This is a genomic window from Hyphomicrobium sp. (genome assembly GCF_036833075.1).
In the GTDB taxonomy this organism is placed as follows: domain Bacteria; phylum Pseudomonadota; class Alphaproteobacteria; order Rhizobiales; family Hyphomicrobiaceae; genus Hyphomicrobium_C.
This window is the reverse complement of sequence record NZ_DAITQL010000005.1, coordinates 64,937-80,243: the sequence shown is the minus strand read 5'-3', so window position 1 is coordinate 80,243 and position 15,307 is coordinate 64,937. Positions and strand designations below refer to the sequence as shown.

General features: G+C 68.7%; 14 protein-coding genes and 1 other RNA gene. 7 read left to right on the top strand and 8 right to left on the bottom strand.

What is annotated here, in order from left to right:
* Nucleotides 1–20: 20 nt before the first annotated feature.
* Nucleotides 21–1,463 carry an FAD-binding oxidoreductase gene (locus V7082_RS03170; RefSeq protein ID WP_334146170.1) on the bottom strand — a complete coding sequence of 481 codons (1,443 nt, stop codon included), beginning with the start codon at nucleotides 1,461–1,463 and terminating at the stop codon, nucleotides 21–23.
* 112 nt (nucleotides 1,464–1,575) lie between these two features.
* Between V7082_RS03170 and V7082_RS03165 the strand changes: the two genes are divergently transcribed.
* Nucleotides 1,576–1,902, top strand: coding sequence for a hypothetical protein (locus V7082_RS03165; protein ID WP_334146169.1), 327 nt, complete (start codon nucleotides 1,576–1,578; stop codon nucleotides 1,900–1,902).
* 86 nt (nucleotides 1,903–1,988) lie between these two features.
* Here V7082_RS03165 and V7082_RS03160 read toward each other — a convergent pair whose 3' ends face one another.
* Nucleotides 1,989–2,960 carry an L-threonylcarbamoyladenylate synthase gene (locus V7082_RS03160; protein ID WP_334146168.1) on the bottom strand — a complete coding sequence of 324 codons (972 nt, stop codon included), beginning with the start codon at nucleotides 2,958–2,960 and terminating at the stop codon, nucleotides 1,989–1,991.
* 99 nt (nucleotides 2,961–3,059) lie between these two features.
* On the opposite strand from V7082_RS03160, the gene V7082_RS03155 reads away from it, so the two are divergent.
* The 4 genes from V7082_RS03155 to dxs all read left to right on the top strand — a co-directional run bounded on the left by V7082_RS03155 (nucleotide 3,060) and on the right by dxs (nucleotide 8,410).
* Entirely contained in the window at nucleotides 3,060–4,841 is a 1,782-nt protein-coding gene (locus tag V7082_RS03155) for an acyl-CoA dehydrogenase (RefSeq protein ID WP_334146167.1), read from the top strand.
* A 152-nt stretch (nucleotides 4,842–4,993) separates the two neighbouring features.
* On the top strand, nucleotides 4,994–5,944 hold the full coding sequence (locus V7082_RS03150; protein WP_334146166.1) for a histone deacetylase family protein: 951 nt from the start codon (nucleotides 4,994–4,996) through the stop codon (nucleotides 5,942–5,944).
* 88 nt (nucleotides 5,945–6,032) lie between these two features.
* Nucleotides 6,033–6,293, top strand: coding sequence for an exodeoxyribonuclease VII small subunit (locus V7082_RS03145; protein WP_334146165.1), 261 nt, complete (start codon nucleotides 6,033–6,035; stop codon nucleotides 6,291–6,293).
* Nucleotides 6,294–6,505: 212 nt separating this feature from the next.
* Nucleotides 6,506–8,410, top strand: coding sequence for a 1-deoxy-D-xylulose-5-phosphate synthase (gene dxs, locus V7082_RS03140; RefSeq protein ID WP_334146164.1), 1,905 nt, complete (start codon nucleotides 6,506–6,508; stop codon nucleotides 8,408–8,410).
* A 168-nt stretch (nucleotides 8,411–8,578) separates the two neighbouring features.
* Here the strand turns inward: dxs and V7082_RS03135 are convergent, their stop codons facing one another.
* The 4 genes from V7082_RS03135 to mraZ all read right to left on the bottom strand — a co-directional run bounded on the left by V7082_RS03135 (nucleotide 8,579) and on the right by mraZ (nucleotide 12,283).
* Nucleotides 8,579–10,171: a peptidoglycan D,D-transpeptidase FtsI family protein gene (locus tag V7082_RS03135; protein WP_334146163.1), complete on the bottom strand. Its 1,593-nt coding sequence runs from the start codon at nucleotides 10,169–10,171 to the stop codon at nucleotides 8,579–8,581.
* 141 nt (nucleotides 10,172–10,312) lie between these two features.
* Nucleotides 10,313–10,597, bottom strand: a complete 285-nt coding sequence (gene ftsL, locus V7082_RS03130; protein ID WP_334146162.1) for a cell division protein FtsL — start codon at nucleotides 10,595–10,597, stop codon at nucleotides 10,313–10,315.
* A gap of 54 nt (nucleotides 10,598–10,651) precedes the next feature.
* Nucleotides 10,652–11,626 (bottom strand): 16S rRNA (cytosine(1402)-N(4))-methyltransferase RsmH, encoded by a 975-nt coding sequence (rsmH, locus tag V7082_RS03125; RefSeq protein WP_334146161.1) that lies wholly within the window; start codon nucleotides 11,624–11,626, stop codon nucleotides 10,652–10,654.
* A gap of 153 nt (nucleotides 11,627–11,779) precedes the next feature.
* Nucleotides 11,780–12,283 carry a division/cell wall cluster transcriptional repressor MraZ gene (mraZ, locus tag V7082_RS03120; protein WP_334146160.1) on the bottom strand — a complete coding sequence of 168 codons (504 nt, stop codon included), beginning with the start codon at nucleotides 12,281–12,283 and terminating at the stop codon, nucleotides 11,780–11,782.
* Between the two features lie 409 nt (nucleotides 12,284–12,692).
* Here mraZ and V7082_RS03115 point away from each other — a divergent pair, with 409 nt between their 5' ends.
* Nucleotides 12,693–13,628 (top strand): alpha/beta fold hydrolase, encoded by a 936-nt coding sequence (locus V7082_RS03115; protein ID WP_334146159.1) that lies wholly within the window; start codon nucleotides 12,693–12,695, stop codon nucleotides 13,626–13,628.
* Between the two features lie 95 nt (nucleotides 13,629–13,723).
* Nucleotides 13,724–14,134, top strand: a complete 411-nt coding sequence (locus V7082_RS03110) for a dihydrofolate reductase (protein WP_334146158.1) — start codon at nucleotides 13,724–13,726, stop codon at nucleotides 14,132–14,134.
* Between the two features lie 262 nt (nucleotides 14,135–14,396).
* On the opposite strand, the gene V7082_RS03105 is transcribed toward V7082_RS03110, so the two are convergent.
* Complete coding sequence (locus V7082_RS03105) at nucleotides 14,397–14,663, bottom strand: hypothetical protein (protein ID WP_334146157.1); 267 nt, start codon at nucleotides 14,661–14,663, stop codon at nucleotides 14,397–14,399.
* A 167-nt stretch (nucleotides 14,664–14,830) separates the two neighbouring features.
* An RNA gene (rnpB, locus tag V7082_RS03100) (RNase P RNA component class A) lies at nucleotides 14,831–15,211 on the bottom strand.
* Between the last annotated feature and the right edge of the window lie 96 nt (nucleotides 15,212–15,307).

Sequence of the window (15,307 nt, the reverse complement as noted above, 5' to 3'; positions counted from 1 at the left end):
GGCGCGGATCTCGCAATCGTCTAAAGCTCGAGAAGCTTGCCAGGGTTCAAGATCCCCTTGGGATCGAGTGCGGTTTTGATGCGCCGCATGAGGTCGATCTCGACCGGGCTCTTGACGCGCACGAGCTCGTCCCGCTTGAGCCGGCCGATGCCGTGCTCTGCCGAGATCGAGCCGCCGAGCGACACCACCACGTCGTGCACCGCGCGCGCCATCGTGTCCCAGAGCGCGAGGAACGCCTCCCGCGCCATGCCCGGCGGCTGCGAGATGTTGTAATGCACGTTGCCGTCTCCGAAATGCCCGAACGGCACGGGGCGTGCGCCTGGGCAGATGCGCTCGACCGCATCGCCTGCGCTGACGAGGAAGTCCAGGATCCGCGATACCGGCACCGAGATGTCGTGCTTGATCGAGCCGCCTTCGCCTTTCTGCGCCTCCGACGCTGCTTCTCTGAGCCGCCACAGGTCGGCTGCCTGCTGGAGGGACGCTGCGACGGCCGTGTCGGTGATGAGGCCCTCCTCCGCCGCGCGCGCGAGCAGGCTGTCGCGGAGCGCCGACGCGTTGCCTTGGGGGCCGGAGATTTCGAGGAGCACGAACCACGGCGCCTCGCCCGCGAGCGGCCGACGCGTGCCTGGAATGTGCCGCGTCACGAACGCGAGCAATAGCCCGCTCATGAACTCGAACGCGGTCAGCGCCGATCCGGCGTGCGTCTCGGCAAGCCGGAAGAAGGGTAGCAGCGCATCGAGGTTCGGCAGCGCGGCGAAGGCCGTCGCGCGTTCCTGAGGCTCCGGATGAAGCCTGAGCGTCGCCGCCGTGATGATGCCGAGCGTGCCCTCGGAGCCGATGAAGAGATCGCGCAGGTCGTAGCCCGTGTTGTCCTTCTTGAGCGCCTTGAGTCCATCCCAGACGCGGCCGTCCGCGAGCACCACCTCGAGGCCGGAGGTCAGCGCCCGCGCCGTGCCGTAGGAGAGGACGGCCACGCCGCCGGCGTTGGTCGCAAGGCATCCGCCGATGGTGGCACTGCCTTCCGAGGCGAGGCTCAGCGGGAACAGCCTCCCCGCCGCGCGCGCCGCATGCTGAGCGTCCGCGAGCGTGACGCCTGCTTCGACCGTGATCGTGCTGCCGGCCGGATCGACCGACCGGATCCGGTTCATGCGTGCGAGCGACAATACGATCTCCGTCCCGGCCGCGCTCGGGATCTGTCCGCCGACGAGACCCGTATTGCCGCCCTGCGCCACCACACCGACCCCCTCGGCGTTAGCCAAGGCGAGAAGACGCGAGACCTCCTCCGTCGAGCCGGGCTTCACGATCAGGGGCGTGCGCCCCACATAGAGGTCGCGCCACTCGCGGAGGAACGGAGCTTGCTCGGACGTGTCCGTGATCGCATGGTCGGCGCCCACGATCGCCGCGAAACGGGCGATGAGGCGGGCGTCGGGCGCCGTGGCGGGTCGATCGGAGGACGAGGTCATGAACGGGCTGCTATTGGCATATGACACGGGAACGGGGCATCGCGCCCTTGAACTGCCATTATCAGGCATTCGCGCCGGGACGCAAAAATCCCGGTTACAAAAATTGCGGTTAATGGCGCGCGCTGGCGTCTTTGCTCGTCTCTGCGCCGCCGCTCTTCTGCTCTTCATGGCCGGTGCCGCTGCGGGGGCTTTCCCGCCGGCCTTCGCCGCAGACTCGCTCGTCGGCGGAGACCGGCCGGACATCCGCCAGCCCCGCGTTGCGCCGTCGCCCGGCGTGCAGCGACCGGCGACGGGAGCCGGCTCGAACGCGGCGGCGGCCTCCAATTGCCGCTCCCGCTGCGGATCCGCCTGCCAGACCATGTCGTGCTCGGGGCTCAATACCTCCCAGTGCCTCTCCATCCGCCAGAACTGCCGGATGAACTGCTCCTCGCGCTGCTGATCGGACCATGATCGCTTCGGACCTTATCAGTCCGAAGCGTGAATCATCGGTTCCATCAAAGACCCGGACCATGATCCTTTCGGACCCTATCGGTCCGAAGGGCGCGGCGCCGCCGCCCGGCGCAGCCGGTCGTTGATGGCTTCGCCCAGGCCGTGCTCCGGGATCGGCATGACGGCGATGGTCGCCGCACCACTCTTGTCGAGGTCGCGCAGCGCTCCGAACAGCCCCGCGGCCGCCTCGACGAGGTCGCCGCGCGGGCTGAGGTTGATGAGCGGCCCGTCGCTCGCCGGGACGCCGCTGCCGAACGCCAGTAGGGCTTCCCCAGGCCGCACGTCACGGGCGTTGAGGCGCAGCCGCGCGTTGGGCGCGTAATGGCTCGCGAGCTGCCCGGGAGAAGCGGGATGCGCGGTGTCGCCCGCCGGCGCATCGCTGAGCGGACGGCCGAGCACCGCCGCGATGGCCTCGCGCGGCACCGCACCGGGGCGGAGCAGGTGCACGCGGGCTTCGTCCGCCGCATCGACGACCGTGCTCTCGAGCCCGTGCGCCGTGGGGCCGCCGTCGAGGATCATGGCGACGCCGCCGCCGAGATCGTCCGCGACATGCGCCGCGGACGTCGGGCTGACGCGCCCGCTGCGATTGGCCGAGGGCGCGGCGAGCGGCCGATCCGCCGCCCGGAGCAGCGCCTCTGCGATGCGATGCGCCGGCACGCGCAGCGCCAGCGTATCGAGGCCCGCCGACACCAGATCGGAGATGCCGGCCTCCGGCCGCCGCTTGACAACCAGCGTCAGAGGGCCCGGCCAGAACGCCTCTGCGAGCTTGCGCGCGGCGCCCGTCAGCACGCCGATCCGCTCGGCGCCGGCGAGATCCGGAACATGCACGATCAGCGGATTGAAGCGCGGCCGTCCCTTGGCTTCGAAAATGGCCGCGACCGCCCGTCCGTTCGTGGCGTCGGCGCCGAGCCCGTAGACCGTCTCCGTCGGGAACGCGACGAGCGCGCCCGCACGGATGAGCTGCCCCGCTTCCTCGATTGCCGCACTGTCCGCCGCTGTCACTGACATTCTGGATGATCTGTGGGTGGTCCGTTGCGCTCGGCGGGCTTCCGCACGATGATTGCACCGAGCGGCGCCGGTCCGGGCGTGTCCCTCGAAAGGAACCCCATGAGCTACGAGGCTCCAGTAGACGACATCCTGTTCGCGCTCAAGGCGGCAGCCGACGTTTCCGACGCAATGGATAAGAGCCCCGTCCGCGGCCTCGACGAGGAGACGCTGCGGGCGATCCTGGAGGAGGCCGGCCGGTTCGCGTCCGAGGAGCTGGCACCTCTCAACGCGACCGGCGACCGCACACCCTCGCGCTGGATCGACGGCCGCGTCGTCACGCCCCCCGGATGGAAGGCCGCCTACGACGCCTTCCGCGCGGCCGGCTGGAACGCGCTGCCGTGTCCCGAGGCGTTCGGCGGCCAGGACCTGCCGGGCACGCTCGCCATGGCGGTCTGCGAGATGTGGAACGCGGCGAACCTGTCGTTCGGTCTCTGCCCGCTCCTGACGCAAGGCGCCATCGACGCGCTCTGCACCGGCGGCGCCGACGAGCTCAAGCGCCGCTATCTGCCGCGCATGGTGAGCGGCGAGTGGACCGGCACCATGAACCTCACCGAGCCGCAGGCGGGCTCCGACCTCTCCGTCATCAGGACGCGCGCCGAGCGCGCCGCCGACGGCACCTATCGCCTGTTCGGCACCAAGATCTTCATCACCTACGGCGATCACGACCTGACCGAGAACATCGTCCATCTCGTGCTTGCCCGCCTGCCGGATGCGCCGGAAGGCACGCGCGGCATCTCGCTCTTTCTCGTGCCGAAGCGCCTCATCGGCGCCGACGGCGCCCTCGGCGAAGCGAACGATGTCGTTTGCGCCGGTCTCGAGCACAAGCTTGGCATCCACGGCAGCCCGACCGCCGTCATGAAGTTCGGCGAGAAGGACGGCGCCGTCGGCTGGCTGGTCGGCGAGGAGAACCGCGGTCTGAACACGATGTTCGTCATGATGAACGCCGCGCGGCTCGCGGTCGGCATCCAGGGCGTCGCCGTCGCGGAGCGGGCGACCCAGCACGCGGTGGCCTACGCGTGCGAGCGCCGCCAGGGCCGCACCGTGGGCTCGAAAGCATCCGCCATGGCGCCGATCGCCGAGCATCCCGACATCCGCCGCACGCTCCTCTCCATGCGGGCGCTGACGCGCGCCGCCCGCGCCATCTGCTATGCGACGGCGGCCGAGATCGACAGGTCGCGCCATGCCGCCACCGAGCACGATCGCCGCACCGCGGGCGACCGCGCCGCGCTGCTGACGCCCGTCGCCAAGGCGTTCTCGACCGATATCGCCTGCGAGGTGGCGTCCATGGGCGTGCAGGTGCACGGCGGCATGGGATTCATCGAGGAGACCGGCGCCGCGCAGTTCTATCGCGACGCGCGCATCCTGCCGATCTACGAGGGCACCAACGGCATCCAGGCGATCGACCTCGTGACGCGCAAGCTGCCGCTGGGCGGCGGCCAGGTGATCAAGGACCTGATCGCCGAGTTCGAGACCGTCGCGCGCCGCGTGAAGGCGGTCAACCGGCTCGAGATCGGCCGCATGGGCCAGCGCCTTGCGTCCACCGTGGTGGCATTCACCGAGGCAACGGGCTGGATGGCCGAGGCCGTGGAGCACCGCCCCAACCTCGCGCTCGCCGGCGCGACGCCTTATTTGCGGCTCTTCGGCCTCGCGGCCGGCGGCCACTATCTCGCCAAGGGCGTCCTTGCGGGCTTGGAGGAAGGCGGGGCGCACGCCATGGAGTCCGTCGCTCTGGCGCGGTTCTTCGCCGAGAACCTCTCCGTCGCCGCGCCCGGCCTCGCCGCCATGGTGACGTCGGGTGGCGAAGCCGTGCTGGGCGCGCTGCCGGAGGCGGCCCCGGCGTAGGTCATGACCCAGGGCCGGAACGGGCGCCCCCTGCTCTGTTTCCCGCCGCGTCCTCCTGTGCGCGTTAGCCTTGATACCGCTGGCCAGACCGCTGGCGGCCGCTATCATGGCAGGAACAAAATTCGCTGGGGGCGTCAAAGACCGATCTCTTCATGGCCACACTGCTGATCACACACGCCGATTTCCTCGACCACGACACGGGCTTCGGCCATCCGGAACGGCCGGAGCGCATGCGCGCCATCGACAAGGTGCTGGCGCATGAGAGCTACAACGCATTGACTCGCGCCGAGGCGCCGCTGCGCGACGACGTGGAGGACGCGATCCTGCGCGTGCATCCCGAGGATCACCTGAACCGCATCAAGCGGACGGGCGAGGTCGCCAAGAAGCGCAACGGCGGCATGAACCTCGACGGCGATACGGTGATGTCGGCCGGCAGCATGGACGCCGCCCTGCGCGCCGTCGGCGCCGGGCTCGATGCGGTCGACGAGGTGATGGCGGGCCGCTTCGCCAACGCGTTCTGCCAGGTGCGCCCGCCGGGGCACCACGCCGAGACCGACCGCCCCATGGGCTTCTGCCTGTTCTCGAACGCCGCCATCGCAGCCCACCACGCCCGTGTCCGCCACGGTGCCGAGCGCGTCGCGGTCGTGGATTTCGACGTCCACCACGGCAACGGCACGCAGGACATCTTCTGGTCCGACAAGGACCTCTTCTACGGTTCGACCCACCAGATGCCGCTGTTCCCCGGCACCGGCGACCTGTCGGAGACGGGCGTCGGCAACATCTGGAACGCGCCGCTGCGCGCGGGCGATGCCGGCGAGGCGTTCCGGGAGGCGTTCACGTCGCGCATCCTGGGTCCGTTGCACAACTTCGGCCCGGACCTGATCGTGATCTCGGCCGGCTTCGATGCGCACAAGCATGATCCGCTCGGCGGCCTGCGTCTCGTCGAGGCCGATTTCATGTGGGCGACGGAGGCGATCGGCAAGGCGGCCGAACGCCATTGCCGGGGCCGCATCGTCTCCATGCTGGAAGGCGGCTACGACCTCGACGCGCTCGCCAAGTCGGTCGCCGTCCACGTCCGGACCCTCATGGATCTTGGCAGCTAAGCCGTTGATTGCATAATAATAACAAGTGCGTGCGCCGGCCTCTCTGAAGCTCTAAAGTCGGGCCGGAGAATCACGAGGCCGAGACGGAATGAGCAAGTTGCCGGGCAAGACCTACGCCGACATCGGGGAGCTGAGCTTCGAGAAGGCTCTGAAGGAGCTCGAGACGATCGTGAGCCGGCTCGAGCGCGGCGACGTGGAGCTCGAGGAGAGCATCACCATCTACGAGCGCGGCGAGGCCCTGCGCGGGCACTGCGACCGCCTGCTGAAAGAGGCCGAGGCCCGCGTCGAGAAGCTGACCGTCGGCGCCGACGGTGCCCCGCGGGGCATCGAGCCTCTCGATCCGGAGTAGACGGCACTGCCGCCAATCTTCGTGCCGCATCGGGATCGGGAAGATTTACCGGGCCTCGGCCCTTCTTCCGTCGCACGTTCGGCGCTAAAGTGCTCCGGAAGAAAGGGATCGGGCGTTCGGCGCGATTGCGAAGTGGACAACCGAAGCTCGGAAGGCGCGCCCCGGTCCGCTCGGCGCCGCGAGCGCCGATGTTGGAAGGATGATGCCCCGCCGTGAGCAAGACCCCGCTCCTCGACACCATCAAGACACCCGAGGATCTGCGCGCGCACCCTGAATCGGAGCTGCGCCAGATCGCCGACGAGCTGCGCCTCGAGACCATCGAGGCCGTCTCGGTGACGGGCGGCCATCTGGGCGCGGGCCTCGGCGTCGTCGAGCTGACGGTGGCGCTGCACTGGGTGTTCGACACGCCGCGCGACCGGCTGATCTGGGACGTCGGTCACCAGTCCTACCCGCACAAGATCCTGACCGGCCGGCGCGACCGCATCCGCACGCTGCGCCAGGGCGGCGGCCTCTCGGGTTTCACCAAGCGCGCCGAGAGCGAATACGACCCGTTCGGCGCCGCCCATTCCTCGACATCGATCTCGGCCGGCCTCGGCATGGCGGTCGCGCGCGATCTCAACGGCGCCGAGAACAACGTCATCGCCGTCATTGGCGACGGCGCCATGAGCGCCGGCATGGCCTACGAGGCGATCAACAATGCGGGCGCCCGCGACGAGCGCCTGATCGTCGTCCTGAACGACAACGATATGTCGATCGCGCCGCCGACCGGCGCGTTCTCGTCGTATCTCGCCCGTGTCACGTCGAGCGGCCCCTACCTGCATCTGCGCGATTTCGCCAAGCAGCTCGCCAAGCGCCTGCCGAAGAGCTGGGAGCGGCGCGCCGCTCGCATGGAGGAATACACCCGCCACCTCTGGCAGGGCGGCATGTGGTTCGAGGAGCTCGGCTTCTACTACGTCGGCCCCATCGACGGGCACGATCTCGATCAGCTTCTGCCGGTTCTGAAGAACGTGCGGGACACGCGGCAGGGCCCGATCCTCGTCCACGTCGTCACCAAGAAAGGCAAGGGGTACGCGCCGGCCGAGGAATCGGACGACAAGTATCATGGCGTGGCGCGCTTCAACGTCGTCACCGGCGCTCAGATGAAGCCCAAGCAGAACGCGCCGACCTTCACCCGGGTCTTTGCCGACAGCCTGATCGCGGAAGCCCGCAAGGACAAGCGCATCGTCGCCATCACCGCCGCCATGCCGGACGGCACCGGGCTCGACCTCTTCGGCCGGGAGTTCCCCGAGCGCACGTTCGACGTCGGCATCGCCGAGCAGCACGCCGTCACCTTCGCCGCCGGCCTCGCCACCGAGGGCCTGAAGCCCTTCTGCGCGCTCTACTCCACGTTCCTGCAGCGCGCTTACGATCAGGTCGTCCACGACGTCGCGATCCAGCGCCTGCCGGTGCGCTTCGCCATCGACCGCGCCGGCCTCGTCGGCGCCGACGGGCCGACGCACGCGGGCTCGTTCGACCTCGCCTATCTCGGCTGCCTGCCGGACTTCGTGATCATGGCGGCGGCCGACGAGGCCGAACTCGTGCACATGGTCGCGACCGCGCGCGCCATCGACGATCGCCCGTCAGCCTTCCGCTATCCACGCGGCGAGGGCATGGGCCTGGAACGGCCCGAGGAGGGCGTGCCGCTCGCGATCGGCAAGGGCCGCATCGTCCGGGAAGGGACCGCCGTCGCCATCCTCTCGCTCGGCGCGCGCCTGTCCGAGGCATTGAAGGCCGCCGACCAGCTCGCGGCCATGGGGCTTTCGACGACCGTTGCCGATGCGCGCTTCATGAAGCCGCTCGACCGCGATCTGATCGGCCGTCTCGCCAAGGAGCACGAGGTCCTGGTGACGATCGAGGAGGGCTCGATCGGCGGCTTCGGCAGCCACGTGCTGCAGCATCTCGCCGAATCCGGGCTGCTCGATCGCGGCCTCAAGGTGCGCACCCTGGCGATGCCCGACGCCTTCATCGACCACGATGCGCCCGCGCGCATGTACGAGAAGGCCGGCCTTGCTGCGCCGGACATCGTGCGAACCGCCCTTGCCGCCCTCGGCCGCGACGCCATGGCCAGCCGGGCCTAAAAAGGATAGCCAGCCGGGCTTGAGAGAAATGGAATGCGCCCCACGCTCCGCGGCGGGGCGCGAAGCGTTTCCGGCGTAGGCCTTGCAGGCACGTTCGCGGTCCCGTCTGCGTCCGCGTAAACGGTGCGAGGTGCCCGCTCGATCCGGTTCCCGAAAGACCGGAGAGGATCAATCGGCGATCTGGGCCACGTCGGCCAGGGGCCGGACCCCGAGCAGGGGCGCAATGCGCGTGATGATGCGCCCGGTGGTCGGCGCCGCGTTGCGCCCGGCCAGGATCTCGCCGGCGGACGCATCCGTCCCCTTGGGCTCGAAAATCAGCACCATCACGAGGTACTTGGGCGCGTCCATCGGGAAGCCGGCGACGAATGAGGAGACGACGGATTTTTCCCGATAGCCGCCGCGCCCGGGCATCTCGGCGGTTCCGGTCTTGCCGCCGACGCGGTATCCGGGAACGTCCGCGCGCGTTCCCGTGCCCTCCTTCTCGGCCACGTTGCGCCTGAGGAGCACGCGCAGGCTGCGGCTCGTCGCCTCGCTGACGACGCGGGTGCCTGTTGCGGACGCCTCTCCCCGATTGCGGAAATAGGTCGGCGTCACGGCCGTGCCGCCATTGATGATCGCGGCCGTCGCCGCCGCGAACTGGATCGGCGCCACGGCGATGCCGTGCCCGTAGGCAACAGTGATCTGCTCCGCACGCCCGAACTGGCGCGGGAGCTGGGGCGCTGCCACCGGCCCCGCCTCCGTGCGCATGGCGCGCGTGAGCCCGAGGGTCTCGAGAAACGCCCTCTGCCGCTCCGGACCTTCGGCGAGCGCCAGCATGCCCGAGCCCACGTTCGAGGAGTGGAGAAAGATTTCGGAAACCGTGAGCGGGCGCCTCGGACCATGCGAGTCCGTGATCGTGAAGCGCCCGGCCGTGAGCGGCTTGGTGACGTCGAGGACCGTGTCGGGCTTCGCGGCGCCGCCGTCGAGCGCCATGGCGACGGTGAGGATCTTGAAGACCGAGCCGAGCTCGTAGGTGCCGCCCTGGATCTTGTCGGTCCGGGCCGGGTCGAGAATCTCCGACGACCGGGCCGGGTCCACGCCCGGAAGCGAGACGGAGGCCAGCATCTCGCCCGTCTGGACGTCCATCACCAGCCCCGCAGCACCTTTTGCCTCGTAGCGCGCCATCGCCGCTTCGAGCTCGTCCTTGAGCGTGTGCTGCACGCCGAGGTCGAGCGAGAGCCGCACCGGAAGCCCCGCGCTCCCCGGCGCACCGAGCGTCGCCTCGACCCCGATCGTCTCGTCGATGGCACGCTCGACACCGCTCGTCCCCTTGTTGTCGGCGTTGACCGAGCCGAGCACATGGCCTGCGAGCCGCTCGAGGGGATAGGCGCGCCGGAGCTCCGTGCGGAACTCGAGGCCGGGCAGGCCGAGGTCGTGCACCTGCTGCGCGAGCTTCGGCGCCAGGCCGCGCTTCAGCCAGATGAAGCGCCGGTTGCGCTCCGACAGCAGGCGGCGCAGCTCGTTCTGGTCGAGATCGCCGAGCACGCTGCCGAGGCGCTCCGTGGTGTCGTCGAGGCTCTGCACCAGCGACGGATCGGCATAGAGCGAGGGCATCTCGATGTCGGTCGCGAGCAACCGTCCGCCGCGGTCGAGGATATCGGGTCGCACATAGGTGCGCGCTACCTGCTCGGTGATCGAGGCCACCATCTCGTCCCCGCCGCTGGCCGCGAGGCGCGCGAGCTGGGCCGCTACGCTCGCGAAGAGCACGGCCATGCCGAGCATGACGAGGCGCGTCCTGAGACCCGCGGCCGACTGCTTGGCTGTGCGATGCGGCGCTCGCCCGCGAGACGATGCGGGCTCCGAGGAGCGCTCCCTCCGTTTCCGCCACGCCAAGCCGCTCATATCAGCCCCCGGAATCTCCGTCTAACGCGTGATGGCTCCGGTGAGGAGGCCGGCGTTGGCATCCCCGATCTGTGCATCGGTGGCCGGCGCGAGCCCTTGCGCCCGCGCCAGGGGCTCGATGCGGTCCGGCCGCGCGAGATGCGCTCGCTCCGCCTTGAGCACGGAGATGTCCGACCGCGCGCGCTCGGCGAGCCGCTCCTGGGCGGCGACGCGCGCTTCGATGAGCCGCGTATCGTAGCTCAGTCCGTAGAGCAGGAAGGCGCTCGAGATGGCCAGGAACGCGGCTGAGACGGTAAGCGGGTGCATCGGATCGACCTCAACGCAACAGACACGAGACGACGGGGATCGGTGCGCCGCCGGTTAACGGCCGTGCCAGGGAGGAGCATCTGTCCGGATCCCCACGCGCAGCCGGGCCGAGCGCGCCCGCGGATTTGCATCCGTTTCCTTTTTGTTAGGTGTAAAGCCGCGAGTGTTAACAATTCGGAAACTTGGCGTGCGGGTTGGGGCAGAGGGCTCCGGCAGGTAGCGCGAGGCGCCGGCGGTTTTGCCGGAACGGTCCTGGAAGAACAGCTTGACCATCCGGTCCTCGAGGGAATGGAAGGTGACGACGGCAAGCCGTCCTCCCGGCTTGAGCAGGCGCTCGGCGGCTTCGAGCCCCCGTTCGAGCTCGCCGAGCTCGTCGTTCACGTAGATTCGCAGCGCCTGGAAGGTGCGTGTCGCCGGGTGCTTGTCGCCGCCGCGCGCCCGTCCGAGCACGCGCTCGACGATGTCTGCGAGCCGCTTTGTGGTCGTGATCGGCGCATCGCCACGCGCCTTGACAATGGTACGCGCGATGGCGCGCGAGCGTCGCTCCTCGCCGAGGCGATAGAGGATGTTTGCCAGATCCTCTTCATCCGCCGTGTTGACGACATCGGCGGCCGACGGCCCGGATTGCGACATGCGCATGTCGAGCGGCCCGTCGCGCAGGAATGAAAAGCCGCGCGCCGGGTCGTCGAGCTGCATCGACGAGACACCGATGTCGAGCACGACGCCGTCGACCTGCTCCACGCCCGCCTCGTGCGCGGCGCGCTCCATGTCGCTGAAGGTGGTGGGAACAAGCGTGAGCCGCCCGCTGAATTCGGAAACGAGCGCCTGGCCCTCGGCAAAGGCCGTCGGATCGCGCTCGATCGCTATGACGCGGCAGGGCGCCGCCTCGAGAAGGGCCCGGGTGTAGCCGCCCGCGCCGAACGTTCCGTCAATGTAAGTTTCGCCGGCCGCCGGCTGGAGTTGCTCTAGCACCTCCGACAGGAGGACGGGGATGTGGGAACAGGATAGCTTAGGAACGGCCGCGGTCATCGGTTGAGCTTAGAGCACGTTTTGCTCCAGTCGCCACTTCGCGACACGTAGCGTGGTTCAGACCGCGGCTAATTTAACCGAGATCCGAGAGGAGCACGGGAATATGTGCCCGCACGTCCCGTGCCACCGGACCCTCGCCGGTGCTCCGGGGCGTCATTCCCGTGCTCCCTCAGGTCCACCGCCCCCGCGGTGGCCGCTCCCCGCGCCGAAAAGTTTTCTGTGCTCCTGAGCCTTCTCGCGGGCGCGCGCGCGCCGTTCCTCGAACGCGGCAGGCGCCCACATCTGAAACTTGTCGCCAAGGCCGACAAATGTGACGTGATCCTGAAGATCGGCGTGGCGGCGAAGGACTTCAGGAAGGACGATACGCCCGTCGCCATCGATGCCGAGAACCTGGACGTCGCCGTAGAGTGCGACAGAGAGCTCGTCCCGCTCGTCTGAATAGTCCGGCAGGCCTGCGAGAAGCCCGTCGATCTTTTGCGCAAGTCTCTCGCCGCCTGCATCGACCGCAGGAGCATCGATCGAGGGGTAGCAATAGATTCCGCCGACGCTTCCCTGGCTGTAGCCGTCGCGCTCGAGCACGGCGCGGAAAGGTGCTGGGATCGAGACGCGTCCTTTGGCGTCGATCTTGTTGGTGAACGTCGAGACAAAGCGGTCCATCCCCTTCTTGAGCCTCGCTCTCCAACGCAACGACAAACAACAAAGGAACGCTTTGCAGGACTGTCTGAAACTCACGGGCGGTCCCCGGAGGGGACACGCCGTCTGCCCGGACCGCGGGCTGGGCCGTGGCGGTCGCTCGTGCTTCGGCCCTCTCTCGAAGCAGGCGCCACGACCACGGGCCCTTGCCCGGTGCGGTCGGGCTATTATGGGATGCCATGGTTTGTTATGGGCGTCAATGGATCGTTAAGGAATTCACAGGAAGCAAAAGCCAGGTTCTACGGGCTTTCATGTGCACCCTGATTTTCCTGCAACGAAGCAGTGCGCCGGCCTTTCGCCCGCCGCAGCGGCGCCCGATAGTCACGCGATGCAGACAGGCGCGCAGCGGGGGCGGGACCGGGGACGGCGGCAGATGTCACGAGCGATCGGCCTGGCCCTGGCGGGCATGCTCCTGGTCGGCGCGCCGAGCTTGGCCACGCCGGCTGCTGGCCTTCCTGCCCCCGACACGCCCGGACGCCGCGTGACGCTCGCCCCTCCCGGCGAGGCCCCCGTGACCCTCTATTACGAGGAGCATGGTGCGGGCCCGCCCCTGCTCCTGCTGCACGGGCTTGGCGAAAGCACCTTCACCTGGCACGACATCCTGCCCGCGCTCGCCGCCGGCCACCGCGTTGTTGCGCTCGATCTCAAGGGCTTCGGCCGCTCCGAGAAGCCCGACGACGGCGCCTATTCCGCGGACGATCAGGCGCGCCTCGTCGCCCGCTTCATCCTGGAGCGCGACCTCTCGGATCTGACGCTTGTCGGGCACTCGTTCGGCGGCACGGTCGCGCTCCGCACGGCGCTCGCAGAGGGGATCGCGGGAACGGGCCGCATCCGGCGCATCGTGGCCATCGGCGCACCGGCGCTTCCCCGCGCCACGGCGCGCCGTTTCGATCTCGTCATGGCGCCGCTCGTCGCGGACACGGTTGCGGCCGTCTTGCCCTCGGGTCCCGCGGTGCGCTTTCTGCTGAAAGAGGCCATGGGCGGCCGCACCCCGAGCGAGGAGGACGTGAAAGGCTACGCGGCTCCCTACGAGGCGCAGGATGCGACGCGCGCCTTCCTCGCCACCGCGCGCGCGATCGTGAGCGAAAAGGACTCCGCCGCGATCGCCAAACGCTACAAGGCGATCGGGCAGCCCGTGCTCCTGGTTTGGTGCCGGAAGGATCCCATCGTGCCCCTGCGCGCCGGACGGGAGCTCGCCGCGGCCCTGCCGCGTGCGCGGCTCGCGGTGCTCGAGCGCTGCCACCATCTTCCCCAGCACGAGCGCCCGAAAGAGCTCCTGAAGACGCTGGCTCCGTTTCTCCGCAAATAACGCCGCCGGCTTGAGCACAGGCTGTGGATCGATTACCAGTCCCAGGGATTGGAGCTGATGCGAATTCGAGGAGCGCGGGCGACCGCGGTGAAACTATGGCGGACGTGCGCTGCATCTGCGCGATCGGGCTCAGTGGCCAGTTGGGTCTCCACGGCCAGTTGCCCTGGGAGGGCGACCCGCGCCCGGAGTTCCGCGCCGACGTGGAGCGCTTCTTCGAGATCACCCGCGGTCACGTCCTGATCGCCGGCCCCAAGACCATCGCCTCGGTGCCTGCCTTCGCCTATGCGGAGCGCACCATCCGCGCCATCCGCTCCCATGAGCGCCCCGAGGACGTGCTCGCCCAGTACCAGGACCGCGTCGTGTTTATCGGCGGCGGCCCTCCGGTGTGGGACGTCTATGCGCCGCTCATCATGCACTGGGACATCACGCGGCTACCCTACGACGGCCCGGCCGACCGCTGGTTCGACCCCAAGTGGCTTCTGACCGGCAAAGGCCGCCCGCTCTGAGTAGCGCTCATGTTGGAGGCGTATCTGGATCCCGACCTCCGTCGGGGGTGACGTTGAATAATGGCAGGGGAGCAATCCAACAAAGAACGTCATCCCGGCATCATGACGGAGCCATGTGCCGCATGGACGGCCGGGATCCAGATACGTGTGGCAAAATACGTAGAGCCTATCCAAGAGCGAAAACGCCGCCCCTCTGCAAGAAGGGGCGGCGTCGATGATGTCGGTGTGATCCGGCACGGCGTCTCGATCGGTGAGGCCAGGATCAGCGGCGGCGCGGGCCGCGGCATTTGATGCGCTCGTAATAGTCGCCGTTGGTCTCCCATTCGCGCGTGACCCTGCAGGGCCCATCGCGGAAATCCTCCTTCACGTCACGACCCATCGGCCCGTAGTGGGCGCTGATGCGATCGTAGAGGCTCGCGCGATGATGCGCGGGACCGGGTGGTGGCCCCTCCTTGACGTAGTCCTCCTGGGCCAGAAGCGGCGTGGCGCCAAGCACGAGGGCGGCGGCCAGAGGCAGGATCACTTTCATCTCTCACATCCTTCTTCACGTTGCACGACGAGGGGGGAACGCCTGCCGCTGCGGATGGTTTGCTGCGGCCTGCAGATGTAAAGAATTGCATGTTGGAACAACAGTATGGCGTTTCTGCATCAGCGGCAGGCTGAGGCAAAAAGTGACAGGACGGGAGGAGAAGGAGAGATGCCAGCCGGCCTGTAAGCCGGGTTCTGTCGAGGACGACCATTCATCTGGGACGCCCATTGCTGGGCGCCTCGAGCAACCAACCCGGGTGACGGGCGTGAAGACGCGCCTCCGTGCCGGGTTTCCCCGCACGCGGCCACCCCTATTTGGTCTTGCTCCGGGTGGGGTTTGCCGTGCCGCTCCTGTTACCAGTCGCGCGGTGCGCTCTTACCGCACCGTTTCACCCTTACCGCGCCCGGCCGAGGCCGAACGGGCGGTTTGTTTTCTGTGGCACTTTCCCTGGGGTTGCCCCCGGCGGCCGTTAGCCGCCACCCTGTCTCCATGGAGCCCGGACTTTCCTCTGCCGCCGCGAGGACGGCAGCGGCCGTCCGGCCGGCTGACAAGGGGAGATAAGGAGGCTCCCGGGCTCCGCGTCAAGGACGGAGCGGAGGAAATGCGGGATTTGAGCCGTGCCCTCGGGATGGCACGGACTGCTT